The sequence below is a fragment of the Loktanella sp. S4079 genome (genome assembly GCF_000967725.1).
In the GTDB taxonomy this organism is placed as follows: Bacteria; Pseudomonadota; Alphaproteobacteria; order Rhodobacterales; family Rhodobacteraceae; genus Yoonia.
Window position 1 is genome coordinate 27241 of sequence record NZ_JXYE01000011.1, and the last position, 25969, is coordinate 53209.

Here is a 25969-nt window from a genome sequence, read left to right on the forward strand (position 1 = left end):
AGAGTAGCTATTTCTGGGGCCGCAAACGTCAGTTTTTACACAGGATTTCCAAAAGCGGCCTTTAGCTGCGGCACAGAAATTCGGTAAGCGAGCTTGCAAATGCCGTTCGCTGCATCATACGGCAATGTCGGCTCTGCTTCAGCACCTAGAGTAGCATCACTCGCAGATCTAACTGACAAGACCGATACCTATGAAATTTTACTCAATTGATATTGATACACTTGTTTCGAAGGTAACTATTTCTCAACGCCGAACACTCTTGAATGACGGCACGGCCACACTTCAGGCCGACAACTGCTCAAAAGTCAAGAGGTATGCATATGTTGGACCGTACGATTGCTCTCTGTAAAGCTGCAAGCAAGAGCCTTATGGTTGCAATTTCAATATTGAGCACTTCTGCTTTCGCAGAAGAACATATCGCGTATCGAGGCGAGGTGGGTAGCTTTGTCAACGATTTTGTTGGCGATGGGCACGACAGATGGCATACGGGATCGTATCAAAAGTCTTATTACTCACAGGGTTACCAACTGAGATGGCTGCAGGGACTCGAGCTTAGAAGCAGGTCACAGATTGTCTCACCCTGGGTGTCGTCAAAGCAAAGGGGTGGGGATCGCCCATATTCGACAGCGATTGGAGTAGGTGGCTTTGCCCATGGGCGCATTTCAGGTTTCGAAACTCGCTTGGGGGGAGAAATACTATTACTTGGGGATGGTACCGGCTTGGAGGCTCTACAACGTTCAATCCATGATGGATTGGGCATGGAGGATAGTTTCGATCCGTCTCGCGACGATATCGACAGAGTCGAAACTACAGTTACTAGCCGTTTCGACTTAGAGATTGCTCGCTCACTGCGCACCAATGAATTCGCGTTGGTCAGGCCGTACGCAGAAATCACTTTTGGCGGCGATCGATATAATACCTTCGGGACGGATGTGATCTTGGGACCACACGCGTCTGCGAGTATTTGGACCAGAGACGTCGTCACAGGGCGCTTATTAACCCCTCAAGCGAATGATATCCGGGGATTGAGTATCGTAGCTGGAATCGATGTGCGTTCAGCTATTTCATCAATTCATTTGCCAGATAACGGTCTTGTAAATATAGAACCCAAACAATTTAGGTCGCGTTTTGGTATTCAGAGCAGTTCGCCCTTTGCCAATATTTTTATTGGCCAAGCACGTTTATCCGAAGGATTTGTCGGCCAAAAAGAATCTCAAAGAGTTGGTTTGTTATCGGTATCATTTAGCTTCTAACGCTCGGCCAGAGCTCGGGTCATATTTCACAGAAATTTACGATCAATTCTACATGCGGGCTTCTGATGAAATACTAATAAAGCAACGGCATAGGCCCCGTTAGCTACAATTGGTTAAGAAAGTGTGTTCTCGAAGGCCGCATTAGCAGTAGCCCTTTAATCAATTTACTTGAGATTACGTTCAAGTCAGCCAAAGGAGAGCGTAATGATCAAATTTATAAGAGAATCTGAACTCCAAAACTTCCCTCAGATCGCAGCATCGTACTATGGTAATAAATTGAGAAACCGATTATCAGGTCAGTGCTCCGTATCATGTAAGTACGATATTGGCTCTGCTAGCACTAAACTTGCATTCTACAATCCACTGCACGTTATCCTTGCCGATGACTGTAAGAATGTAAGCTCCGCCAGGCTTTCACCCCACGTGCAAATTCAAAGTTTACGAAAAAATACAAACTCTAACAGTTCAGGCTCGTTGCAGTTGTGGGAGTGCACGGACATTTTCATTAATAGTTCTACTCCATATAAAGCTGCAGTTGATCTATTCGCGGCCTTAGGTGGCTTGGTTAGCGCCTTACATCTATCGGGGCTAATCTTCTCCAATAAAGATTCGATATCGAGCATGATAGAGTGTTACGACTTAGTCGATGTTAATGTAACGTCATTCAACAGCGATAATGTCAATTCTGGTAGGGTGCTGTGGGCAAGGGACCCACGGGCGCACCAAAAGCTATTAGAAAAATCCCAGATCGACCCTTTGGAACCGATACTTGCACTAGAAAACTGCGATTTAACTGGCATCAATTTACATTCGTATCATTAAGCTGAGTTGAAATGACCAGTTTTTGGGGTTCCCGATAATCACCACCTACTATTTGAGCCCAATTTTGTCTGCATACATGCTGGAGTAAAGCAAACGCTGTGTGAGTGCTGGATAGGACTTAAGTAGCCAGTTCCAATAATTGGGATTCCTTGGTGTCATACCTCTCAGAATCTAACTTATGTAGTGCTGCCACGCTAGAAAACAGGTCTAGTGCTGCGCCGCTTTTTCCCTGTCTGACAAGCGAGAATGCGATGCGCTCCATATGTTCAATCAATGCTTCAATACCTAGCAATGTAAGCTCATCATGACCATCCAAATCATCTACCATATATCCTGTTCCAACTTTCAACATCATTACCTCTGTGTAAGGACCACTCTTCTCAAATCAGTTTGCTTCGGCATAATTAATCAATCACTAATTACCAGATTTTTATCTTATAAAGTCGGCCTTTTAGAGACAGCCATCAAATGAAACGAGCACGATCGCGAAATAAATGGTTGAACCCGAAATCGAAGCTCCGGGTTCTCATTTTTCAGTTTTTTTTAGTTGATATGTTTAGTGGGCAATAGTCTTGCCAACTTAATAGTGTACCTCGATAAGTTAAGTTTTACCTAATAAATATCGGAAAAGTATGTAGTTGAAGTATTTCATCAACCGCCTGTTGATCTGTTTCTTGTGATGGAAAAAATTGCAGCTTGTTCAGTTTCTACGCGTTTCTTGTTTTCAGAAAACCGCGACATGTTCACACTGATACCCGCAAGGTCTCTAAGCTGAGATGGCTAATCGACATAAGGAACCGATATCAGCAGCAGCGCTAGCGTATTTAAAGTCTATAACGAAACTCCCAGAAGACTCTTAAGATCCCCTCAAGGAAACCGATTGATCAGGCCAACAAGATCAAGTTGATGATACACAGAACTGCTTAGATAGCTGCACTCAATTCCGGTGGCATCTTCTGAGATACTGCGATTCATACTAGCCTGCCACTACTTGAATGGTGCTGAAAGGCGGGTTGAATTTGTTGGTAAAATAAGTAACGCCACAGCGCATATCTCTTCGTTTCATACGATAGAACCGCTGGCAACTGAGGCACTGGACCTGAACCGCATTTTGACTTAATTTCGAAAAGTGTCAAATTCAAAGATATACTCAAGAGGAAAAAAAAATTCCCAAAAAATTGTACTTTGCGACTTTGGCTTTGCTGTCGGCATGTGGTGGGGGCGGTGACGTCCCCGAAGTCACAACTGATCTTGACGAAATGTATGTGGCGATTGGGGCTTTGCAGTCGGCCCACCCTGCTGATGACTATACTGCACTTTCTGATTTGCCGGACAGTGGATCTGCAGCCTATGCAGGGTATATGAGCACTGAACTCTCAAACCGAACAGATGACGTCACGAATGTACTAGCCGGAGAAGTATTGATAAGTGTTGATTTTGGTGCATCTGATATGGTTTCGGGAAGCGCCCAAGACTTTTTGGACCAAGATGGCAACCCTATCCTAGGTGCTTTGGACATCGCAGGTGGGGTACTTGACCGTGCTGGTGATCCGTTTGGAGACGATGCAACGTTCCAGTTCTCTGGGGACGGTGTACTGACTGATCAAGATGGACGAGAACTGACTCTCGAGATTTCCTTTGACGGGGATTTCCTTGGGTCAAACCATGAGGCCATAGGCGGGGACGTCACCGGCAGCGTGACGGCAGATGGTAACGGACAAAACCTGCTCGGAATATTCATCCTTGAGGGCTCTTCGCCCTAGGCACTACAACGCCGAAAAATCGTGAACACACGCCTACGAACCTCTTCTAAGAATAGAAACTTAAAAGACGAAGTGGTCATCTGTTGCAAAGAGTTCAATATCTGGCAGAATATCGTGTGCGTCTTCTATTCCAAGCAAAAACATCGTGTCGCCTTGAGAATTCTCGATCAATAGTCCTTCATCGTGTTGTGAAGAATTGGCGGCTAACCACTGCTCAATCGAGACCCCGCCCAACATATCTGCGTCCACAGCCAATCTGTCGACGCCAGAAGCGAAATCGTGGACAATGTCATGTCCTGCTGTAAATACAAATGTATCAAATCCACTTCCGCCCCAAAGATGATCGTCGCCAGCATCGCCAGAAATCAAATCATTCCCTGCGTGACCATAGATCCTGTCGTCGCCCGCACCGCCAAAAATAAAATCGCCATTATTAGCTCCTGTTCGAACGAAGTCTGTCTCACCCACATCGCCCAAGAACACGCTCGTGCGTTCTCCTCCGCCTTCGAGCATATCATCGCCACCACCGCCAAGAATGATATCTGTTTCGGCCAAACCAATGAGTTCCTCTGATGCATCGGTACCGCGCATGACTTGTGTATCCGGGGAATGAGCGAAGTCGCCATTTGAGATTTCTGATATTGTCTGAAAGAGCAAATAGTCTTGGCTTTCGGACTTTCCAAAATTGACCATTACTATTTCGTCGTGCTGATCAAAACTAATCGTAACGAGACCATTCGCCACAAGCTGATCAGTAGTCAACAAACGAGAGGCACCATTGCTGCTACCCGGTTCTACATCCAGATTCACCGTCGTTACAGATTGGATATCACCGTAAATTCCCAGATCGACGTGTAGCGAAATTTGCTCGTCAGACATTTCCTCAGCAACGAAGAAGATCGTCAATGCCGTATCTGTTTCATAGCTATAACTTACAACTTGTTGATCAATCGAATATGACGCCCCCAAATAGTTACTGTCCGCAATGTGCTCGGTCATCAACTGCAAGACGGCGGCCTGTGGCGAAACAAAATCAGACAGGCGGTCAGTAATAATCGTTGACGACATGTCGTCCTTGTATCGAAACGCGCCAACCACCCCCCAAACTGCTGCTTGATCTACCCCCAAGTCCATAAAATGGTCGAAAAGCTCAAGCGTGTTTGCAGCAGCTGACAATTCGTATGGCTTCCCTAGTCCGTCTGCGCTGCTGGTCGACCACGCCGAGATGTAGTATGCGAAATCATCCCTTGATATTCCATACTCCGCAAACGCTGCCGCCCAATAATCCAAGATTTTGCCTCTTTCCTGCAAAGTCTCGTTGGTTCCGTCCAGCCTATTGGAATTAAAACTTAGGGTGTGATGACGAACAGCGTCGATGTGCTGAATGGTGTCTCCCAATATGCTGATCATCATTTCATCAATCGCGATTTGTTTTTGTTCTGGCGACAAGGCGCCATCAGGATCGAGACCGCCTAGTCCCGCTATCGCATCGCCGGAGCCGTCAAAGAACTTCGTAAAATAGCCATCTTCGAGAAGTTTATCAAAATCAGGAGTTCCTCGACCCATTTGAAACGCGACTTCGTAATTGATGTCACTACCCTCCAATTGAATCGCGATTTCTGAAATCATTGCTTCCGCGATCACTGCGTATTCGATCGGGTTGCCGTAAACTTCGTTGCCGATATCAAAAGTTATTGAGCTCGGCATCACTCCGTCGTTAAATTCACCAGACCTCAGCCGCTCTAGAAATATGCGCACATCTGATTTGGCAGTTTCAACCGCAAGCTTCCGGTCCTCCTCATCGCTAAAGTCCGCACCGATGAAATATCGCTCCACAGGAATAATCAGACTTACATCAGTATCGCGTTCGACTGCGAGCGCAAGCACCTGACTAAACGTTGCAACATCGTCTCGCTCTAGAAAGTTTAGATCATCGTAGTCTAACGCAAGCGGGCTAATGAGTTCAGGATGGGTAAGATCAAATGCAAATAGCGATCTGTCACCCTGCAAAGCCTCTAAGGAAATGTCGCCCGCGTTAAGTCTAATTCGACCATCAACAATAAATCCATACTCTGACACAGTGCCTCCCGGGAATCTGATGTTGGTCAGTCCGAGCGCTTCCGTGTGCTCCGTAAAGTAGTCGAATCCAAATATATTGATACCAATCGCACCAAACATGTCCGCAGACATATATCCGACTGGATCACCGTTTTCTGCTGCAATTACAGGGCTAATTGAAGACTCACTCATATCATTATATCCAACTATTCATCGCCCCTTCTAGGCATACTCATGTTCATGTTTGCGGTCGTACAAACAGCCGAGACTATCGCCATCAATGGATTGTTCGTGCTGCTGCAGGATCTCAATCGTCTGCAGAACGTCATCTGGATTCCGCCGGATCACTGAGGGACGGTCGGTGATCACACGAATCTTGAGATTCGGCCCGATGATGAAGCTGCGCCGTATTGGTAGTTCCGATGCTTCATTTTTGTGATGCATCCCAAAGGATCTCGCCAAAGACAGCGTCTCATCTGGAATAACTGGAAAGCTGAGTTCACATCCAAATTGTGCAAGATACTCGTGCCAGGCTGTCTGTTTTGCCATATTTGAGCCACTAATCGCCAACATCCTGACATTACTTTCAGCAAAGAGCGCGCTACGCTCTTCAAACTCGGTGAGCTCCAAACTACAGTCGCTTGCGAAAGCTTCTGGATGACTGAATAAATAGACCCAGCTCCCTTCAGCCCAATCCCAGAATGACAGTTCACCTAGGGTAGAAGTCGCTGTAAAATTTGGAAAAATATCACCTAACTGAGGCAACCAAGTTACAGTTTTCCGCCGAAATGCAGGTATTTTTATATTCCTGCGGGAACCATTCCAGGTTCGTCTAAAGTGCTTAGTCAATGGGCGTTCCTTCTCGCTCTTCACGATCAGGATAAAGGCGAAATACCTCGTAATTACGGCCCAGAATTATAAATATGTCTAAAAGTGTAACTTGACTGCAAAAGTGCGAAATTTCTTGATTCGCCCCGCAAAAAGTTTTTCGTTTTCGGCGTGACAAAATGTGCTTAGATTTAGGTCTCTCTGACGAATTGACCACAACGGGACGTTATATGACCAGCCGCGAAGCAAGCCTACAATCCGCTTTTGGCACAGACCTCAGCACTATCTTTTTTGAACTTCTCAATCAGATATCTGAAGGGCTGCTAATTACAGACGCTCCTTCAGGCCACGAAGGCCATCGAATCTTCTTCGTGAATGATGCCCTAGCGAAAATGATGGGATACACTCCTGACGAATTGATCGGGGCTTCACCTCTCATCTTTCAAGGGGAACAATCTGACAAAGCAACGATGGAACTCGTCGCCGCTGCGAAGCGCGAGGGAATTCCTTTCGTAGGCAAGATCGTAAATTATAATAAGCGCGGCGAGCCAATCCACGTCCTGTGGAAACTCAATCCTGTGTTTTCCGCGGAGGGCGAAGTGATCGCTTGGCTTTCTCTCAAGGAGGACCTCTCGACCAAGCTTGACCTCGAGGTGAAGGCCGTTGATGTCAACAATCGGCTTGGGCGATTGATTGAGACGATGGGCGACGGCGTCCTCTTCTGGGATACTGCTTCGGGTTCAGTCGTTTGGTCGGATCACCTGAAGTCACTGCTCGGGTTACACGGGCAACAAATACCGCCTACATTCACATCCTACATCAATTGCGTCATTCCAGAAGACCGAAATCGCGTGAACTCCACCATTCGGCGCAGTGCATCTACCGGCAAACCCTTCGACGTCCAACACCGGATTGAAGTCGCATCCGGTGAACAAAAAACACTTTGGCTACGGGGACAGCCAACTGACACAAGTGGCACACGATCCGAGCGCTATGTCGTTGTAGTACGCGATATCACCGACCAAATGAAAGCGGAACGGCGGCTTCTGCAGGCCGAAGAGATCGCGAATATCGGGTCTTGGGAAATCGACCTTATTCAAAACACCCTTTATTGGTCACCACAGGTTTTCCGCATTCACGGTTTTGAGCCAAATTCATTCCAGCCCACCGTTGAATGGGCAATCGAATCCTATCATCCGGACCATCGCAACATGGTTCAAACTGCAGTGAATGACGCGATAGAACATGGAGTACCTTTTCAGTTCGAGGCGGTTATTGTTCGGCCCGATGGCACCGAGCGTAATGTACTTAGCGAGGGATTTGTCGATTTCACAAACGAAGGCAAACCTCGTGGCCTTTTCGGGGTATTTATTGATCGCACAGATATTAAAGCCAAAGAAGATGTCATCACGAAAACACAACGAATGGACGCATTGGGCAAATTCGTGGGCGGCGTTGCGCATGACTTCAATAACTTACTTGCTGTCATTATGGGCAATCTGGAAGCGCTGGAAGAAACCACCCAAACGGACAATGAAAAGCGACGCGTAAAGGCAGCGCTCAAGGCCACGGAACATGGGGCGGAACTAACCCATAGTCTACTGGCATTTGTGAAAAAATCGCCTATGCGCATCTCAAATGTAAACATCGTCGAGCAAATCGAAGGTATGATGCCGCTCATGCGCAGGGTGCTGCCGAGCAACATTACAATTAGCCTAACGCGCCTAAACACAGACGTTTGGGTCCTTTGTGACGCCACGATACTCGAAGCCTGTATCCTGAACCTCGTCGTGAACGCACGCGACGCACTGCCTGATGGCGGCAAGGTCGTGATCAACGTCGAAAAGGTAGAGATTGATGAGCATGCGAACGCACAGCTTGGTGCTTCGGTTGCCCCGGGGCACTTTGCCGCAATTTCAGTTAACGACAACGGAACTGGAATGTCATCGCAACAGCTCCACCAAGCTCAAGAACCGTTTTTCACAACAAAGGCTGGTGGGGTAAATAAAGGAACTGGATTGGGCCTGCCGCGCGTTCTGGGCTTCGCTGAACAGAGCAACGGTATCTTCCGCCTGTACAGCGAACCAGGAAAAGGCACCTCTGCAAAAATTATTCTCCCCCTGAGCAAAAACCGCGGGGCACCGGTGAAGCCCCTAGTGAGCAACGGCACCAATTATGACAGTATACGCGGGAAAAGGGTCTTGCTGGTCGAGGATCAACAGGCTGTACTCGAAATTCTGGAAGACGTCATTACCAGCATCGGCTTAGATGTTGAAATCGCGATTTCGGGCGACGACGCTTACAACCGGTTTGGGCACGATTTTTCGTTCTCACTGGTTGTCACCGATGTTGTCATGCCAGGCGAACTCCAAGGGCCAGACCTCGTTCAGAAGCTACGCTCCGACGGGGCGAGTTTCTCGGCAATTTATATCTCTGGATACATGGGAGACTCGTCGGTCTCGAATGATGAAATGGGCGAATTTGACATTAAATTAACCAAGCCTGTTACAAAAAAAGCGCTGGCTCAGGCAATTCTCGAGGCGCTTTCGACATGCTGAAAAACCAGACCAATTTTGCAGCTTAACGAAAAATATAAATGAAATGAACCGAATTGTATCCGCAGTCTCTCAACGCTCTTGTCATATATTATCGCTACCTTGAAACTGGCACCGCCGATCAAACAAATTCGTCAACTTGATCCACCTGCAGAGACGTTCAATCCGAGATGAGAGAATATCCACGTCCATGCACGGTCTTGATCCGCTCTTTAGCTACATCGGTTTCATATAGTTTTTTGCGCAGGCGGCTGATAAGGCCATCAATAGGGCGCCCAGAGTCACCCGCTTGAAGTTGTACCTCCTGATGTATTTGATCGCGCGTCAAAACCTTGTTCTTTCGTGCAACGAGCACCGCCAATACATCAAACTCTAGCGTCGTTAGCGAAACGTTATTGCCGTGTCGATCATAGAGTGTTCGTGTCTGAGTATGCAGCGCATAACCGTGGAATGTCGTCGGTAGCGACGCTTGCTCTCTTTCGTTTTCTGAAATTGTGACCCGGTCTAGATTGTAGCGCCGTAGAACAGCATTCACGCGCGCGAGCAACTCTCTTTGCATGAAGGGTTTTTGAACAAAATCATCAGCACCTATTTCCAGTCCCAAAATGCGATCAACATCATCTCCTGCACCTGTGATGACGATGATACCCATTTGGGAGGACGCGAAGCACTCCTGAACAAGCGCGAGCCCGTTACCATCCGGCAGTCGCATATCAGTAATAAGTAAATCTATGTCTCGCTTGCTCAGCACAGTCCTCGCATCTCGCACGGTACTCGCCGTTTCCACTTGAAACCCCGCGTCAACTAGATAATCCTCGATAAGCCTATTCAGCTCTCGATCATCCTCAACAATTAGAACACGTGCTTCCAACTTTTCTACGGCACCAAACACAGGGAATCCTTTTGGACTTTCAACAGCGGTGAATCATAGAAAACTCACCAATTGGTCGCAAGTATGGAAACCATTTGCAGAAAATTTGTTGAGACCGCTTCTTTATACGGATTTACACTCTCTAAGGCTGTTTTTGGAAGTCGTCATTCAAGAGGATGCGATCGAACCAGAGGTTTCCTCCGAGATCGTTCTGCGCAGTGACCAAATCGAAGTTTCGTTGCCAGTTTTTTATCCGGTATCGAATCTTGTTTCGGTTATCCAGGCGCTCTCACGATTTCTCCATCTGGAAATTTCAAACGCTACCTTGCCGCTATTTAGACGCACGGCTTCTGCGTAACTCCAACAAGGCCACGCCCCACGTGTCGATCAACTCGCATTCATCTTCACCCGCTTTGCGCCCTCCGCTGCCAGCGCAAATAGCCTACGGTATATCGAAGTTGATACTTCTACACCGAACACCACGCTGGCTGAACTCTCAGCAGTCTCCGATCCGTTCGGCAAATGCTTGCCCCTCGTATGGGAACTCTTGACCTTGCAGAACCAAGCTGCCGGACATGGCACCTGAATATGATGTACGGCCGTATTCGTAGCGCATTCGTCCACTTGATTGGAGCTGAAAACCTGCTTCGCTTGTCTGGCAGGCAATATCCAAAGAGATACTACCGGGAAGTTGCGACATGTTCGAAACATTGCAATCATTGTCGCGACCACCAGTCATGTCACGAATTATCTCCGATAGGCTTTTCTGGACGTCATCATCTTCTGCAAGGCATTTGGTTGTCGTACGAGAATCCGCAATCCGCAGCCCGGGCACATTAAAGCTGTCCTCGAAACGCCATTGACCCGGCTCCACTTCAAAATTGTGCTCTTGCGCGTACAAATGTGTCGCACCAAGCGCGCTGCTGGCAAGAAGGCATAGAAGTCGTATCATGTGTCAGCTTTCCAATTTTTTGAGTTAGTTTTTGATTAAAGGCAGGGCCTGCGACAGCGAAACGCGTAAGTTCTGACCCAGGGTGGGCACCTTCCCTTTGTACTCACCATTGTAGAAAACAAGGGATATTGGCAGCTCCGAAAAACTGACACCGATCCTGCTAAGAAATAACCGCAGATCGTTGTCGGTGTGAACCGTTTGCGATGGATCAAAATACACGTTGAGAAAGATAAAATCCGATGACAAATATCGCGACGCTTCCTCAATAAATGCGTTGCCGGTCAGACAGTGGCGGCATGAGGTGTCTGTTGAGGTCAAGGTCAGTACGATGGGGCGATCATCGTCCGGTCTTCGAAGCGATGCCGGCACATCTTGGGCGGCAACTTCTGCGACAACTATGTCGCCACGCGGCGACGCCCATTGCTCTGTCCAAATGTCGATTGCGCGTCTGAGTGTGTTTACCTGACCGGGTGCGTTTGCGGAAACCATCCGAATGGGCTGTTCGTCAGCAAACAATGCTATCATCGGTACAGCGGTCAAAGGTAAATTGATTTCCTCATGAAACGCGATTAGCGCCTGTCCCTCAGTAGTATCAAAAAGACGCCTCCAAGGGTTAAAGGTTACAGTGTAAAACTGATAGGTTTCCTCTAACTCCATAGCGGTTTGGGTAAAGCGCGCGTTAGTTTCTTTGCAGAAAGAACAAGAGCCATCGTCAGAGGTGTAAAGGATGGCAATTGGGAGCGTATCCGCCGTTTCTGATACCCTTGTCTGAATATTTTCAAGCGAAAGCTCCTCAACCGCCTGTCAATAACTTTTTGACGGTGTGCCAACCGCAATGAACCCGAAAAGCAAGACGTGAAATCTAGTCAACCCCGCTATTAAGTTTCGATAGCTCAATCTCTCTCGCAAGGCCGGAATCCCATCTTCTGTCGCAAAATGAGTATCCATGCTTTCTGGAGGTTGCGCAAGTTCCGTTCGTTCAACGAAAAACATTGATTTCCAGACTTTCATGCAAACTGCAGCAACAGGGAAAATGGTTCCAAAGCAGCCTTACAGCGGTGCGGCACCCAATCTAACGACAGTCAATTAACTCACCGTCCTGCCACTGCCTAAGTACGGCGCTTTGCATGGCAAAAACACACACAAACCGCCGCCACTTACCATTCACCGTTACGTCCAATAAGTTTGCATTATCGGACGCATTTGATTTAGGCCGGACCTCACGAGCAAAACACTTGAAAACCCGCCCCAAAAGCATCGCCAAGAAGAGCTCAGCGTCTTCTGAGACGACGAAACGCTGCGACAGGTTCATTCATGGTTCATGCCATCTCGACGCCTACTCCTTCACCTCAATACAGGATCTCGTAGCTTGTCGAACGGCCGCCTGCTTCTGATCGTTTGAGCACCCCTGCTTTTTCCAGCGCGGCGAGGTCGCGGGTGGCGGTGGGGGCGGTGGTTTTGGCGATTTTGCGATAGGTCTTGGCGCTGAGCCCAAGAGCGACCCGTGCGGCCCCCAAGGCAAAGACGGCGGTCAGGGCTTTGTGCTGACGCGCATTTAAATCATTCGCATAACGCGTAAAGAAATGATTGCGCCGCACGAGGAACATGGCTTCGGCCCGGCCTGCTGCCGCCGCACGGGCAAGCATCTGCAAAAACCACACCACAAAGGGGGTCGCATCAACGCCCCCCCTGCCCTCTTCGCGACCGGCCTGCAGGGCCGCGTAGTAATCCAGCTTTTCTTTCTCGATCTGACGCGACAGGGAAAACGGCAGCGGATGGGACGCGGCAAAGACCGCCTCGATCAGTGCGCGACCAATCCGGCCGTTTCCATCCGAAAACGGGTGAATGGATTCAAACCACAAATGGGCAATCGCCGCACGGATCGGCACAGGCAACGCGACCTCTTCAGCCAACCATGCAATGAAATCCTGCATGTGCCCGGGCACCAAATCAGGCGGCGGCGCCTTATACAACACGTCATGGGATCCTGCGGTCGCTGAGCGTACGATTTCGATATCAAACCCGCGCCAAGCACCAAGGTTTTCGACCTCAATCCCGTAAAACAGCAGGCGATGCCAGTCGCACAGGTCATTCCCCGTGACCGGCCCCTGCATTTCCCGCGCGGCCATCATCAACGCGGCAATCGCATCAGAGCGGCGTGCGATGGCGGCACCTTCACGATGCTTAATCGAGGCAATAACCGATGCTTCGATCTCATCATGGTTGAGAGTCACACCTTCGATTTCGAACGAAGCAAGCGCCTCTTGCACGATCTGCGTGCGGCGTAGCTCGGCCAGATCATCGGGCCCCATCCCGGCGTGCACGCCCTGCACCTCGCCAAGAACCTGCATCGCTCGCGCTAAATGCGGCTCAACAGCGCCATGATCATAAGTGAATTTCGGCCATAGCCGCGATTGCCATATCTGTTCCATGAGGTGATTGTAGCAGTTATTCAAATCAAATAAAGACGAAACTTGATGTGAAAAAGCCAGCCAATCACTTCATAGCCTTATCCCGTGATCCGTATCTTGGTCACACTGGGATCACAGGCGGTGACCGCCGCCAAAATCCGACCTGCAAAATGGGTCTCGATATAGCGCGCGGCAAAGGCGCTTGGCGCGGCCAGTTCCAGCAGTGCACCATCGCGGTTGTGCTCTGTCACTTTGGCGAACCACGCGGTGTGAATGGCTGGGTCGCTCTCATAAATCACGCGCGATGCTGCGGCCCAAAGTGTCCCGTCATTTTGCGGTGCCTTTGTTGCGCCCTTGGCAAAGGGCACGACGTTGTCGCTGGCGGGTTGCTCTTGGGGTCCCTGCCCCATGCGCGCAACAAAATCCGGCCCGACGAGTGGCCAGCATAAACGCGTTGCCTCAAGCACGATATTCAGGTGGACACGGTGTTCAGCCACCCTGCCCCGCGCCGCGTTGCGATGCACAGATATCCACCCACGCGCCCGCATAAGTGCCAGCTCGCGTTTTGTCGTGCGCTCAGTCACCGACCACATCCGTGCGATTTCGCGCAAGCCCACGCTGAATGTCTCGGATTGCCAGTTAAACCGCGCCGTAATCAACAAAGCCAAACGTTGCGCAAGCCGGCCGTCGATTCCTTTATCATGCAGCCCCAGCGTCATCAGGGCTGTCAGGATATCATATTTAACGACCGAGGCCTTTGGCCCCGTTGCTTTCACCTGCATCACTGCTCTCCCGTGCGGCATTGCCACGGATAGTTTGAACGCTGCTTCGTATATTTGTTATGCACCCACCGTACGGTCGATTCACGAATTCACAACGCTTTTCCCAACCTCGCCGTGATTAGCGTTGAGTTGCCCCGCATTGTCAAGGATTCGTATCTGACCATCCCCCATTCCCAATCAAAGAAAAAAGAAATGGGTATATATATTGGTATTGGGGGACATGCATGGTGTCACCCCATTGGCTCTAGATGTCCCCTCATTCCCTAGAATGCCGGATCACCTGTCCCCCAATATATGGCCCCAAAACCAAAGGATAAGCCGTGGTCGCCCCGAATCGCTTCACCCTTGCCTGTGGGCTTGATTTCCTTGGGGACCTTCCCCGCGGGGAAGATTTAGAAAAACGATATCGGTTGTAGACAGAACATGCAAATTAGGCGTATTTACCGAATAAACTAGAATTAGCGTCCGAGGAACTGATGTATACACACGAAGACCTGCGCGACATGCAAACGCGTTCACTGAAAATGCAGAGCTGGATTCGCCAGCAGACCTTCTCGCCCGAGGATCAAAAGGTGCTGCGCCGCTTCTCCTCGTGGGAGGTGTCAGAGCTGATCCTTGGCATGAACCAGTCGACCTTTCGGGGGCGCCTTGCCGCTGACCCCACCTTCCCCGCGGGGAAGGTCGAACCGGATGGGCGGCAGCGCTGGTTCTCGCTCGAAGAGGTCAACACGCTGCGCCGCAAGCTAAAGGTAAAGGGGAAATCCTTGATGCCGCCGCGCCCCAATGGTCGCGCCTTTCGGACCGCCATCGCCAACTTTAAGGGCGGCGCTGGTAAATCTACTGTTGCCCTTCACTTTGCGCACGCCGCCGCGCTGGATGGCTACCGCGTGCTGGTCGTTGACTTTGACCCGCAGGCGACCCTGTCCCACTCCATGGGGCTGACCGACGTTAGCGAAGAACAAACCGTCTGGGGTATCATGGCCCGCGATCTGGTGCGCGAAACCGACCGGATGAACGCCGCCCCCGTCGCCGCCGAAAGCGGCACCGCCCTGCCCCAGCGCGCCATCCCAGAATCCATCCGTGGCCTCGGGCTTCAGGACCTGCGCATCGGCGACTTTATCCGGCCCACCAACTGGCCGACCATCGACATCATCCCGTCCTGTGCCAACGCCGCCTTTGTCGAATTTGCCAGCGCCCAGTACCGGCATGTGAACCCCGAATGGTCGTTCTTTGCCGCCGTGTCGCGATACCTCGATCAGCTGCCTGACGACACATGGGACCTGATCTTTTTCGATTGCCCGCCAGCGATCGGATACCAGTCGATGAACGCTGTGTTCGCGGCCGACATGCTCTGCATCCCATCGGGGCCGGGTTACTGGGAATACGACAGCACCACATCCTTTATCGGGCAACTGGCCGAGGCGCTCGAGGATTTGTCAGAGGGTTTCACCGGATCCTTCCCCGCGGGGAAGATCGACCTGCCCAAGGTCTTCCGCGAAATTCGTTTCCTGCTGACGCGCTATGAACAAGGCAACGATTTGCATCGCGCGATGTATCAGGCATTTGAACAGGTCTTTGGCGATAGGCTCGCGAAACACCCGATTGAAACCACACGCGCGGTCGAACAATCCAACCGTTTCCTCAGCTCGGTTTATGAAATCGACTACCGCGAGATGACGCGCGAAACATGGCGCCGGGCCCGTGGATCGTTTGATCAGGCGTGGCAGGAATTTCACGGTGCAATGCTGCCCGCGTGGGAACAAATGGCCGCCGAGGATCTTCCCCGTGGGGAAGGTGTGACAGGATAAGGAGCAGAAGATGAGCAAGAAGAAACGCATTTTTGACATCGCGATGCCCGACATGGCAGAGCCCGCCAAGCCGCAGGCGACTGAAACGCCGCAACGTCGCCGTGGCCCTATGGCCAGCGCCATCTCGGAAAATGCAGGCGCGCTCAACGAACGCGCGGCAGCAGAGGCCAAGATCAGGGCAGAAAACGACGCGCTGGCGCATGAATTCGTGGCGCTCAAACGGGCAGGGCTGGTCACTGCGATGATCCCGCTAGATGCCATTGTCACACAGGCGCTGGTGCGCGACCGCAAGCCGGGGCCAGACCCGGACCTGTCCGAACTTGTCACGTCGATCCGCGACGTGGGCCTGTCGAACCCGATCCGCGTCGAAGAACGCGACGACGGCAAATACGAACTGGTCCAAGGCTTCCGCCGCCTGTCAGCCTATCGCGCGCTGAACAAGGAAGAGGGCGAAGCCTGGGCTGAAATCCCCGCCGGTATTCTTCCCCGCGGGGAAGGTGTCGCCGGATTGTACCGCCGCATGGTGGACGAAAACCTGATCCGCAAAGATCTGTCATTTGCTGAAATGGCGCTGACCGCGCAGGCCTATGCTGCCGATCCTGACACCACGCCGATGAACGTCGATGACGCGGTGGCCGAGCTGTTCCAATCCGCAAACTATCAGCGCCGCAGCTACATCAGATCATTCGCACGGCTGATGGATCTGGTCGGTGGCGTGCTCAAATACCCCGAGGAAATGTCGCGGAACCTTGGGCTCGCAGTTCTAAAGCTGATCGAAAGCGACCCCAAAGCATTGCGCGCCTTACGTGCCAAATTGGACGGCTGGGAAAACCGCTCCGTCGCTGACGAACTCGGCGTGCTGCGCGAAATGACCACCGCAGGCGCACCACGCCCAGCCAGCAAGGTTGCGGATGGGGCAGGGCAGGGCGCGAGCCGTCGCCCCCGCACCACATTCGAGGTCGGCACAGGCAGCGACCGCGTCAAATGTGTCGCTGGGGTCGGTCAGCTCACCTTGAAAATGGACCGCGACCTGACGGCCGTTGACCGGCAAAAGCTAGAGCAGGGCATCGCGAAACTATTGGCCGCCCTCGAATAGAAAATGGCCCCACGTGGGCCATTTTACCCTGTATGCTGCGGCATAATTCATTGAATCTATGTGAATATTCGCAGCGTGGGCGCTGTCGCCCGCTTGGCGCTACTGTGGTTTAAAGTATTCCTGATGGTCGGCAACCAATCTGGACAGCACGTCTAGAACGCTGCGCACATGGTGCTGGGTCAGGGCGACGGCTTGGGCGGCATCTTGGGCTTGGATCGCGGCAAAGATGCCTTCGTGCTCGGCCAATAGCTGCGACATCCGGCTTGTGTAATCCAGCGACAGCACCCGCAGCCGATCAAGCGATATCTTTTCGCGGGTCAGAACAGCCGACAGGCGATCGTACCCGGTCGCATCCGCCAAGAGCATATGGAACTGATCATCCAGATGCTGGAATGCCACCTTATCATCCGCGTCATTTGCCGCGCGTTGCAGCGATAGATTTTCCGCGAGCGCGGCGCGTGAGGCATCGGGCAGGCCATCTTGGCAGAGCCGCATCGCGATACCTGTTTCCAGCGACTCACGCAGGAACTGCGCGCCTTTGGCTTGTGACTCTGACAGCATCGAAACAAAGGTCCCACGGCTCGGGCGGGTTTCGATGAGCCCATCTTCGCGCAGCTTCGCAAAAGCTTCACGAACGGGTGTTCTACTCGACGCAAAGACCTGACCGACCTCGTTTTCAGAAAGCATCTGTCCGGGCGCCAAACGCATCGACAAGATCGCGGCTCTCAATTCTGCGGCGATCTGATCGGTGGCCGGGCGGGTGGTGTCGATGGGGTTTAGCCGGGCCTTTTCGATGTCCAGAGTTGCGGGCGTTCGGCTCATGCGGTCCTCGTCTTGCTTGGCGTCCCAAAGCGGGGCTATGCAGATGTTGACAGCCGGTATACTGGTATGTCACACATTTTTCAACCGAGTTAGCGGTGCGCGTGGGGGGCGTGTTTTGGGGGAATTTCCATTGAACGACGGTCAAACGATGACGGTCGCAATCGTCGGGGCAGGGATGGTTGCCCGCACCCATGTGGCGGCAATTGCGGCTGGTGACGCTGTGCAGCTCAGGACGGTTTGCTCGCGGACCGAGGGGCGTGCGCAGGGTTTGGCTGAAGAAGCTGGGCGTCTGACAGGCACAACGGTCGCGGCAACGACGAACCTCGATGATATTATCAGCGATGAAGCAATTGATGCGGTGATCATCCTGACGCCGCCAAATGCGCGCGCGTCTGTGATCCGTCCGCTGGCAGAGGCGGGCAAGCATATCCTGCTTGAGAAACCTGTTGGCCGTACCGCCGCAGAGGCCCGAGAAGTGGTCGAAATTTGCCGCACTGCGGGTGTCACGCTTGGCGTGGTTTTCCAGCACCGGATGCGGGCGGCATCTATCGCCGCGGCAGAGCTGATCGCGTCGGGAAAACTGGGGGCGCTTGGTCTGGCCGAGATCAACGTGCCTTGGTGGCGCGACCAAAGCTATTACGATGAGCCGGGGCGGGGCACCTATGCCCGTGACGGTGGGGGCGTTTTGGTTTCGCAGGCCATTCACACGATCGATCTGGCCCTTTCTTTGACTGGCCCGGTTACTTCGGTGCAGGCGATGGCCGCCACGACAAGTTTCCATCAAATGGAGGCCGAAGATTTCGTCGCTGCGGGTCTTAAATTCGCTAATGGTGCGGCAGGTTCGATGGTCGCAAGCACGGCCAGTTTTCCGGGGGGCGCGGAATCGATCACGCTGCATTTTGAACAGGCGTCTTTGCATCTCGCATCTGGTCAACTGGCTGTCCGCTGGCGAGATGGACGCGAAGAAATGATGGGCGCGGCTGGCGGCACCGGTGGCGGGGCCGATCCGATGGCATTCACCCACGAATGGCACCAAGGCATCATCGAAGATTTTGCCGCTGCGCTCTGCGAGGGGCGGGCGCCCGTTGTCAGCGGTGAACAAGCGCTGCCAGCACATGATCTAATTGACGCAACACTGCGGTCTGCAAAGAGCGGCCGCATCGAGGAGGTTCAGGGATGACGACACCCCTGCGTTTTGCTGCCATTGGCATTGACCATCGGCACATCTATGGCATGGCCGCAAACATGATCGCTGCGGGCGCTGAATTTGTTGGTTGGTGGACCGAGGGCCACCCAGAGCCAGAGGCGGGTTTCATCAAGCGGTTCCCTGATGTGCCGCGTGTGGCCTCTGCAGATGTTCTATTGAACGACCCTGATATTGATTTCATCGTGCTATCCGGCGTCCCCAAAGACCGTGCAGGCTGGGCGATCAAAGCCATGGAAGCCGGCAAAGATGTGGTGAGCGACAAGCCCGGCTGCACAACCACGGAACAGTTGGGTGCGCTGCGTGAAACAGTCGCAAAAACGGGTCGCATCTGGTCGGTCAGCTTTTCCGAGCGGTTCGAAGTGCCCGCAGCCACACGTGCGGCAGAACTGGTCGCCGAAGGGGCGATTGGGCGTGTTATCCAGACGATTGGGGTAGGGCCGCACCGCCTGAACCGTCCGACACGGCCTGATTGGTTCTTTGACCGCGCGGCATATGGCGGCATTTTGACTGACATCGCGAGCCATCAGATTGATCAGTTCCTGTTCTTTACCGGGGCGAAAGACGCTGAAATCACGATGGCGAATGTGGCCAATTACGCAAATCCCGACGATCCGGGCTTGCAGGATTTTGGCGAGGTCGCGCTAAAAAGCGACAATGCCCATGGGTATATTCGCGTTGATTGGTACACACCGGATGCGTTGCCGACGTGGGGTGACGGGCGGCTCACTATTCTTGGCACCGAAGGGTATATTGAGCTGAGAAAATATGTGGATGTCGGACATGAGGGCACAGATCATGTGATCCTAGTGAATGGCACCCGTTGTGAACGGATTGATGCGTCGGATGCTGGGCTGCCGTATTTTGGGCGTCTGCTGGATGATTTCCGCACCAGAGGCGAAAGCGCCATGTCGCAAGATCACGTGTTCAAGGTTTGCGAGCTCGCGCTTCAGGCGCAGGCCATGGCTGAAAAGGGCGCGCAATGATTGGTGTCGCCATTATCGGCGCCGGGATCGGGGCAGAGCATCTTGAGGGATACCGCGCCTTGCCAGAGCGGTTTCGTGTGGTCACCCTATGTGATTTGAACCCTGACCGGGCCAAACTGGCGATTGGCGATGATCCGTCGATCAGTGTTTCGACTGACCTAGATGCTGTGCTGGCAGATGATGCGATTGATCTGATCGACGTCTGTCTGCCCCCGCATCTGCATTTTCCTGTGACCGTAAAGGCGCTGGAAGCGGGTAAGCACGTGATCTGTGAAAAACCCATCGTCAGATCACTGGCCGAGGCTGATCAGCTCGAACGGGTGGCTGCTGCGACGGGCAAACAGGTCTTTCCTGTCTTTCAGTACCGCTATGGCAAGGCCACCGCGCAGCTTGCCGCGCTGCAACAGGCGGGGCTGGCCGGAAAGGCGTATGTTGCCAGTATCGAAACCCACTGGAACCGCGACGCGGACTACTATGCTGTGCCTTGGCGTGGGACTTGGGCAGGTGAATCGGGCGGTGCGCTGCTGGGGCACGCCATTCACGCGCATGATCTGCTGTGTCATGTCTTGGGGCCGGTTGCACAGGTCTTTGCCTTTGATGACACGCGGGTGAACGACATCGAGACCGAAGACAGCGCCGCGCTTTCGTTTCGGATGGCGTCGGGGGCTTTGGCCGCGTCTTCGGTGACGCTGGGTGCGGGGAACGACACGACGCGACTGCGGTTCTGTTTCGAAGGCTTCACAGCCGAAAGTGCGTCAAACCCATATGCGCCGGCGCAGGGCACCTGGACATTTATTGCGCGGGTACCAGAGAAGCAGCCGCAGATTGATGCGATCGTGCAAGGGGTGCCGGACGGCCATGCCGGTTTCGCCGGATTTCTTGAGGCGGTTGCAGATGCGCTTGCTGGGAATGGCGGTCGCGAGGTTACATTGTCGGACGGTCGCCGGTCGATCGAACTTGTCACAGCGATATATTCTTCGGTGCGCAGCGGGCAGAGCGTTTCTTTGCCGCTTCGTCCGGATGCAGAGCATTACGCGGGATGGCTGCCTTAGTTGTTTCGTTGACGAATGTAGGGAGGGTCACAATGGAGGAGGTTGACCAATGAAATATTCACACTTGATGACGACTGCTTTTGCGGCGGGTCTTGGCGTCGCGGCAAGCGCTGTAGCCGCGCAGGAAATCCGCTTTATGTGCTATTCTGATGGCAATGAATGCGAAGTTTATGACGACCTGCTGACGCAGTTCGAGGCGCAAAACCCCGGTGTCGATGTGATCGTTGACGTGGTTCCGTATCAGGCGATCCTTGAAAACCTGCCTGTGCAACTGGCCGCTGGCACGGGGCCGGACCTTGCCAAGGTAACTGACTTGGGCGGGTTGAACGAATATTATCTTGATCTGAGTTCGCATATTAACACGGATTATTGGGATGCGTCTTTTGGTGACACGCTTGATTGGTATCGGGTTGGTGACCGTCAGGGGTACTATGGGCTGCACACGCAGCTTACGATCACAGGGCCATTTGTGAACGCGACGCTGTTTGAACAAGCGGGCGTTGAAATGCCGGGCGATGGCGCGACTTGGGAAGACTGGGCGGCAGCCGCACGTGCGGTCACGGATGCAACAGATGCTGATTTCCCGATGGCGATGGACCGTTCGGGGCACCGCGTGGCGGGTCCGGCGATTTCTTATGGCGCAAAGTACTTTGATGCCGATGGTGTCGGATCATTTGAGGGGTTCGACGCCTTTGCCGAAGCCTTTGTCGGATGGAACGAAGACGGCACTATGGCGCGTGATGTTTGGGCCAGCCAAGGTGGTTCGACCTATGCAGATGCTGCGCAGGAATTCATTAACGGCGAAGTGGTGTTCTACTACTCTGGCTCTTGGCAGGTTGGCCGTATGGACGAACAGGTTGGCGATTTCTTTGATTGGCAAGTTGTCGGTTCGCCTTGTGGTCCGGCTGGCGCATGTTCGGGTATGCCCGGCGGTGCAGGTGTCGTAGGCTTTGAACAAACAGAGCACCCCGAAGTTGTCGCTGCTGTGATCGACTTCCTTGCCCAAGAAGAGATTTACGCCGAAGCCGCCGCGCGGACACGTAACCTGCCCGCGCACTTGGGTGTTGCGGCCGCTGGGGTCGAGTTCCAAGACGCAAGCCCTGCCGCGCAGGCCGCGCTGAATGGGTTTGCCGGTGATCTGCCCAATGTGTCACCCATTGCATTCGCCTATCAGGGCTATGCGGGAAACCGGGCGATGTTTGGCATCACTGTCGAGCGTCTAAGCCAGGCCATCGTTGGCGAGCTGTCGGTCTCGGATGCGATGGCGCGCGCGGCAGAAGACCTCAAGACCGCCTTGGCTGAAGCTAACTAAGGCCCACGTTCCCTCGCGGAGAATTGCTGCGGGGGAACCCACGAACCAAGGGGGGAGCACCATGCTGAAAATCGTGTCGCCGATCATGCGGATCGTCGAAATTCCGATGCTCGCGCTTCAGCGGAAGTTGGGGATTAACCGGCTTGCATGGGCATTCCTTCTGCCTAATCTCATTCTTTTTGGTCTGTTTGCCTTTTTGCCGGTGATATTGAACGTCTTTTACGCCGTGACTGGTGGTGACAATGTTCTACTGGCGGACCGCCCCAATGTAGGGGTGCGAAACTTTGCCAGTCTTTTGGATTGTTCCAATCACTTTGATCCCAACAGTTGTCGCGAAGATAAATTCTGGCGTGCAGTCTGGAACACCGCGTGGTTTGTGACATTGCAAGTCGGGTTTATGGTTGGGTTTGCTTTGCTCACGGCCTTGATCCTAAACCGCGATATTCGGGCGCGCGGGTTCTTTCGTTCGGTCTTTTTCTTTCCGGTGCTGCTGTCCCCGGTGGTTGTGGCGTTGATCTGGAAATGGATTTTGCAGCGCGAAGGCGTGCTGAACGCCTTTTTGGATTGGACAGGGATTGGCGGGATTAACTGGCTCGTTGATGCGCAATGGGCGTTTACGTGGTCGGTGTTTATTTCGGTCTGGGCCCATATGGGGTTTTACACGCTCATTTTGTTGGCCGGGTTGCAGGCCATTCCGCGCGATGTCTACGACGCGGCCCTTATGGACCGTGCATCAGCGTGGCGGACGTTTCGCAAGATCACCCTGCCGCTGTTGGCGCCCACAATGCTGGTGGTTCTGGTGCTGGCGCTGATCAAAGGGGTGCAGACCTTTGACGAGATCTACGCCTTTACCGGGGGTGGGCCGGGGACGGCCACGACATTCATCATTCAATACATCTATGAACGCGGCTTTGCGGGTGCGCCGCGCCTGTTTGGACTGGCTGCCGCTGCTTCGCTGCTTGTTGCGGGTGTGCTGGTTGTTCTGACCTTGCTGCAACTGCGGGTCAGCAAGGAGAACGCCGATGGCTAAAGTGATATCCTTTTTGACGGCGACACGCGGCAAGGGACGCCTGCATTGGACCGACTGGGTCTCTTATGGTTACCTTTGTCTTGGCATCTTTTTGATGTTTGGGCCGGTGGTTTGGCTGGTTCTGTCCAGCTTTAAGACTCCAAACGAACTGGATCGCTTTCCGCCGCGTTTTCTGCCCTATGCCCAAGAAACACTAGAGATCGAAGGCTATGACTCCCCGCTGTTGGCCTTTGTCGTGACCGAAGGCGAACTGGCGGGTCAGACGGTTGGTCAAACAAGGCGCGCTGCCGGTCGTGCCGAGGTGGTCGTGCCTGCGAACCCGTCCGAGCGCATCCGGCTTCAGGCTGATACACTTGATCCGATTGAACACATCGCCTTTGCCACCGAAAACTATACCCAGCTGTTCGAGCGCTTTAACTTTCTGCGCTTTTTCTGGAACTCGACGTTTATCACCGTGACGGCGACGATATTGATGTTGTTATTCAACTCAATGGCCGCCTTTGCGCTGTCGAAATACGAATTTCGCGGGCGGACCACGGTTCTGTTAATGGTGATCGGAACCTTGATGGTTCCGCAGACCGTCGTGCTGGTTCCGCTGTTTTTGATCGTGACGGAATTGGGCATGTTCAATTCGCTTTGGGGTGTGATCATTCCGGGTGCTGCGACCCCGACGGGCGTGTTTTTGCTGCGGCAGTATATGATCACGATCCCGGACGAGATTTTGGACGCCGCGCGCATGGACAAAGCGAGCGAGTGGAAGATCTTTTGGCGGATCATTCTGCCGCTGTCCGCGCCAGCCATTGCGGTGCTGGCGATCCTTGCGATTATGTGGCGCTGGAATGATTTTCTATGGCCGTTGATCGTGCTGACACGCACCGAGAATTTCACCCTACAGCTGGCGCTGAATTCCTTCCAAGGCGAATTGCAAACCGATTGGCCCAGTCTGCTGGCGATGACGGTTCTGACGCTGTTGCCGATCGCGGCGGTCTTTGCCTTTCTTCAGAAATATATTGCGACCGGGATCGCCTCAACGGGTGGCAAATGACGAGTTACACCAAAACAAAGGAGAGCGCAGATGGCGCGGATTGAACTTAGAAATGCGCGCAAGTCCTACGGTACTGTCGATGTGATCAAGGGGATCGACCTTGATATTCAACAGGGGGATTTTTGCGTTTTCGTCGGCCCTTCGGGCTGTGGTAAATCTACGCTGTTGCGGATGATTTCGGGTCTTGAGCCAATCACCAGCGGTGACATTGTCATTGGTGGCGAGGTCGTCAACGATATTCCTGCGGCTGACCGAGGATTGGCGATGGTGTTTCAATCCTACGCGCTTTACCCACATATGACCGTTCGGCAGAACCTGTCGTTTGGGTTGGAAAACATCAATACCCCCAAATCCGAGATTGCCGCCAAGGTCGATGATGTCGCGAAGATGCTGCAGATCGAACAACTGTTGGACCGCCGCCCCAAAGACCTGTCTGGCGGGCAGCGTCAACGGGTTGCAATCGGGCGCGCGGTCGTGCGCGAGCCACGTGTTTTCCTGTTCGATGAGCCTTTGTCGAACCTCGATGCCGAATTGCGCGTCGATATGCGCGGAGAGATCACGCAGCTTCACAGTCGTCTGCAAAACACCATGATCTACGTCACCCACGATCAGGTCGAAGCCATGACAATGGCCGATAAAATCGCTGTGCTGCGTGCGGGTGAATTAGAGCAATTCGGGCGGCCGCTCGATCTGTATAATCGACCATGCAATATCTTTGTGGCCGGGTTTATCGGCAGCCCCAAAATGAACTTTCTCAAGGGGCGCGTGTCACAAGATGACCCTGCTCGTCTTGCGCTTGAAACGGGTGAAACCGTGCAAATCCCACCCACCGGATTTGGACAAAAACCGGGGGCAGAGGTGACATTGGGAATACGTCCCAACCACATGACAATTGCCCCCGACGGCCCGATCCACCTCACCGTCAAGAGCGTCGAACAACTCGGCGGCGAGGCCTATATCTATGGCGTTCTCCAAGACGGGCAGTCACTGACGCTACACATGCCAGGACAAATCGGCGCAAACATCGGCGAGGTCCTAACACTCGCACCGCAAAGCCAAGAAATCCACCTGTTCGACACAGCCAACGGCCTGTCGCTGCGCGAAGGTTGAAGGGCGTATGAAATGCAGTAGGCCTGACGGTGGATGAAGCGGCGTTTGGCTGATGGGGGGTGTGTTTAGGTAATATCCGAGATTGTCGTCGGTTTTAGGTGCTGGATATCCTGATGGTCAACGAATGCGTTGAGGCAGTTACGGGTAATTGCCTCCAGAAACTAATGAACCTCGTTGATATTGCTGAAACTTAGATACATGAAGTAGAA

The 25969-nt window shown here is 52.9% G+C and carries 21 protein-coding genes; 12 read left to right on the forward strand and 9 right to left on the reverse strand.

Annotation, left to right across the window (positions count from 1 at the left end; genetic code table 11):
- The first annotated feature begins 320 nt into the window (after positions 1 to 320).
- Complete coding sequence (locus tag TW80_RS16450) at positions 321 to 1253, forward strand: lipid A-modifier LpxR family protein (RefSeq protein WP_162197192.1); 933 nt, start codon at positions 321 to 323, stop codon at positions 1251 to 1253.
- Between the two features lie 940 nt (positions 1254 to 2193).
- Here TW80_RS16450 and TW80_RS16460 read toward each other — a convergent pair.
- A complete protein-coding gene (locus TW80_RS16460) occupies positions 2194 to 2430 on the reverse strand; it encodes a hypothetical protein (RefSeq protein ID WP_045998555.1) in 237 nt (78 codons plus the stop codon).
- Between the two features lie 823 nt (positions 2431 to 3253).
- Here TW80_RS16460 and TW80_RS16465 point away from each other — a divergent pair.
- On the forward strand, positions 3254 to 3838 hold the full coding sequence (locus tag TW80_RS16465; RefSeq protein WP_045998556.1) for a hypothetical protein: 585 nt from the start codon (positions 3254 to 3256) through the stop codon (positions 3836 to 3838).
- 60 nt (positions 3839 to 3898) lie between these two features.
- Here TW80_RS16465 and TW80_RS16470 read toward each other — a convergent pair whose 3' ends face one another.
- Both TW80_RS16470 and TW80_RS17915 read right to left on the reverse strand, forming a co-directional pair.
- A complete protein-coding gene (locus TW80_RS16470; RefSeq protein WP_045998557.1) occupies positions 3899 to 6088 on the reverse strand; it encodes a calcium-binding protein in 2190 nt (729 codons plus the stop codon).
- A 30-nt stretch (positions 6089 to 6118) separates the two neighbouring features.
- Positions 6119 to 6745, reverse strand: coding sequence for a redoxin domain-containing protein (locus TW80_RS17915; RefSeq protein ID WP_162197194.1), 627 nt, complete (start codon positions 6743 to 6745; stop codon positions 6119 to 6121).
- A 158-nt stretch (positions 6746 to 6903) separates the two neighbouring features.
- Between TW80_RS17915 and TW80_RS16480 the strand changes: the two genes are divergently transcribed.
- A complete protein-coding gene (locus TW80_RS16480; protein ID WP_084625837.1) occupies positions 6904 to 9282 on the forward strand; it encodes a hybrid sensor histidine kinase/response regulator in 2379 nt (792 codons plus the stop codon).
- 157 nt (positions 9283 to 9439) lie between these two features.
- Here TW80_RS16480 and TW80_RS16485 read toward each other — a convergent pair whose 3' ends face one another.
- From TW80_RS16485 to TW80_RS16515, 5 genes are all read right to left on the reverse strand, one after another.
- Positions 9440 to 10171, reverse strand: coding sequence for a response regulator transcription factor (locus TW80_RS16485; protein WP_045998559.1), 732 nt, complete (start codon positions 10169 to 10171; stop codon positions 9440 to 9442).
- Between the two features lie 475 nt (positions 10172 to 10646).
- Entirely contained in the window at positions 10647 to 11102 is a 456-nt protein-coding gene (locus TW80_RS16495; RefSeq protein WP_045998561.1) for a DUF3617 domain-containing protein, read from the reverse strand.
- A 24-nt stretch (positions 11103 to 11126) separates the two neighbouring features.
- On the reverse strand, positions 11127 to 11642 hold the full coding sequence (locus TW80_RS16500; protein WP_162197195.1) for a hypothetical protein: 516 nt from the start codon (positions 11640 to 11642) through the stop codon (positions 11127 to 11129).
- Between the two features lie 809 nt (positions 11643 to 12451).
- Positions 12452 to 13534, reverse strand: coding sequence for a Fic family protein (locus tag TW80_RS16510; protein WP_045998564.1), 1083 nt, complete (start codon positions 13532 to 13534; stop codon positions 12452 to 12454).
- Positions 13535 to 13611: 77 nt separating this feature from the next.
- Positions 13612 to 14295 carry a hypothetical protein gene (locus TW80_RS16515; protein ID WP_045998565.1) on the reverse strand — a complete coding sequence of 228 codons (684 nt, stop codon included), beginning with the start codon at positions 14293 to 14295 and terminating at the stop codon, positions 13612 to 13614.
- Positions 14296 to 14771: 476 nt separating this feature from the next.
- Here TW80_RS16515 and TW80_RS16520 point away from each other — a divergent pair, with 476 nt between their 5' ends.
- Entirely contained in the window at positions 14772 to 16103 is a 1332-nt protein-coding gene (locus tag TW80_RS16520) for an AAA family ATPase (protein ID WP_045998566.1), read from the forward strand.
- A gap of 10 nt (positions 16104 to 16113) precedes the next feature.
- The gene (locus tag TW80_RS16525) at positions 16114 to 17199 is read left to right on the forward strand and encodes a ParB/RepB/Spo0J family partition protein (protein ID WP_045998567.1); all 1086 of its coding nucleotides are present in this window, start codon (positions 16114 to 16116) and stop codon (positions 17197 to 17199) included.
- Between the two features lie 99 nt (positions 17200 to 17298).
- Here the strand turns inward: TW80_RS16525 and TW80_RS16530 are convergent, their stop codons facing one another.
- Complete coding sequence (locus tag TW80_RS16530; RefSeq protein WP_045998568.1) at positions 17299 to 18021, reverse strand: GntR family transcriptional regulator; 723 nt, start codon at positions 18019 to 18021, stop codon at positions 17299 to 17301.
- 130 nt (positions 18022 to 18151) lie between these two features.
- On the opposite strand from TW80_RS16530, the gene TW80_RS16535 reads away from it, so the two are divergent.
- The 7 genes from TW80_RS16535 to TW80_RS16565 all read left to right on the forward strand — a co-directional run bounded on the left by TW80_RS16535 (position 18152) and on the right by TW80_RS16565 (position 25760).
- A complete protein-coding gene (locus tag TW80_RS16535; RefSeq protein WP_239450577.1) occupies positions 18152 to 19201 on the forward strand; it encodes a Gfo/Idh/MocA family protein in 1050 nt (349 codons plus the stop codon).
- Positions 19198 to 20211 (forward strand): Gfo/Idh/MocA family protein, encoded by a 1014-nt coding sequence (locus tag TW80_RS16540; protein WP_045998569.1) that lies wholly within the window; start codon positions 19198 to 19200, stop codon positions 20209 to 20211. Before TW80_RS16535 ends, TW80_RS16540 begins: the two co-directional genes overlap by 4 nt.
- Positions 20208 to 21263, forward strand: a complete 1056-nt coding sequence (locus tag TW80_RS16545) for a Gfo/Idh/MocA family protein (protein WP_045998570.1) — start codon at positions 20208 to 20210, stop codon at positions 21261 to 21263. The genes TW80_RS16540 and TW80_RS16545 overlap by 4 nt, the downstream gene beginning before the upstream one ends.
- A 49-nt stretch (positions 21264 to 21312) precedes the next feature.
- Complete coding sequence (locus TW80_RS16550; protein WP_045998571.1) at positions 21313 to 22575, forward strand: ABC transporter substrate-binding protein; 1263 nt, start codon at positions 21313 to 21315, stop codon at positions 22573 to 22575.
- 61 nt (positions 22576 to 22636) lie between these two features.
- On the forward strand, positions 22637 to 23605 hold the full coding sequence (locus TW80_RS16555) for a carbohydrate ABC transporter permease (RefSeq protein ID WP_045998572.1): 969 nt from the start codon (positions 22637 to 22639) through the stop codon (positions 23603 to 23605).
- Entirely contained in the window at positions 23598 to 24650 is a 1053-nt protein-coding gene (locus TW80_RS16560; protein ID WP_045998573.1) for a carbohydrate ABC transporter permease, read from the forward strand. Before TW80_RS16555 ends, TW80_RS16560 begins: the two co-directional genes overlap by 8 nt.
- Before the next feature lie 30 nt (positions 24651 to 24680).
- Complete coding sequence (locus TW80_RS16565) at positions 24681 to 25760, forward strand: ABC transporter ATP-binding protein (protein WP_045998574.1); 1080 nt, start codon at positions 24681 to 24683, stop codon at positions 25758 to 25760.
- Positions 25761 to 25969 lie beyond the last annotated feature (209 nt).

Excerpts from the sequence above, each read along its gene's own strand:
- TW80_RS16550 (WP_045998571.1), top strand. The coding sequence starts at position 21,313 with ATGAAATATTCACACTTGATGACGACTGCTTTTGCGGCGGGTCTTGGC.
- TW80_RS16560 (WP_045998573.1), top strand. The coding sequence starts at position 23,598 with ATGGCTAAAGTGATATCCTTTTTGACGGCGACACGCGGCAAGGGACGC.
- TW80_RS16510 (WP_045998564.1), bottom strand. The coding sequence starts at position 13,534 with ATGGAACAGATATGGCAATCGCGGCTATGGCCGAAATTCACTTATGAT.
- TW80_RS16495 (WP_045998561.1), bottom strand. The coding sequence starts at position 11,102 with ATGATACGACTTCTATGCCTTCTTGCCAGCAGCGCGCTTGGTGCGACA.
- TW80_RS16540 (WP_045998569.1), top strand. The coding sequence starts at position 19,198 with ATGACGACACCCCTGCGTTTTGCTGCCATTGGCATTGACCATCGGCAC.
- TW80_RS16545 (WP_045998570.1), top strand. The coding sequence starts at position 20,208 with ATGATTGGTGTCGCCATTATCGGCGCCGGGATCGGGGCAGAGCATCTT.
- TW80_RS16520 (WP_045998566.1), top strand. The coding sequence starts at position 14,772 with ATGTATACACACGAAGACCTGCGCGACATGCAAACGCGTTCACTGAAA.
- TW80_RS16565 (WP_045998574.1), top strand. The coding sequence starts at position 24,681 with ATGGCGCGGATTGAACTTAGAAATGCGCGCAAGTCCTACGGTACTGTC.
- TW80_RS16555 (WP_045998572.1), top strand. The coding sequence starts at position 22,637 with ATGCTGAAAATCGTGTCGCCGATCATGCGGATCGTCGAAATTCCGATG.
- TW80_RS16480 (WP_084625837.1), top strand. The coding sequence starts at position 6,904 with ATGTGCTTAGATTTAGGTCTCTCTGACGAATTGACCACAACGGGACGT.
- TW80_RS16450 (WP_162197192.1), top strand. The coding sequence starts at position 321 with ATGTTGGACCGTACGATTGCTCTCTGTAAAGCTGCAAGCAAGAGCCTT.
- TW80_RS16525 (WP_045998567.1), top strand. The coding sequence starts at position 16,114 with ATGAGCAAGAAGAAACGCATTTTTGACATCGCGATGCCCGACATGGCA.
- TW80_RS16515 (WP_045998565.1), bottom strand. The coding sequence starts at position 14,295 with ATGCAGGTGAAAGCAACGGGGCCAAAGGCCTCGGTCGTTAAATATGAT.
- TW80_RS16530 (WP_045998568.1), bottom strand. The coding sequence starts at position 18,021 with ATGAGCCGAACGCCCGCAACTCTGGACATCGAAAAGGCCCGGCTAAAC.
- TW80_RS16460 (WP_045998555.1), bottom strand. The coding sequence starts at position 2,430 with ATGATGTTGAAAGTTGGAACAGGATATATGGTAGATGATTTGGATGGT.
- TW80_RS16470 (WP_045998557.1), bottom strand. The coding sequence starts at position 6,088 with ATGAGTGAGTCTTCAATTAGCCCTGTAATTGCAGCAGAAAACGGTGAT.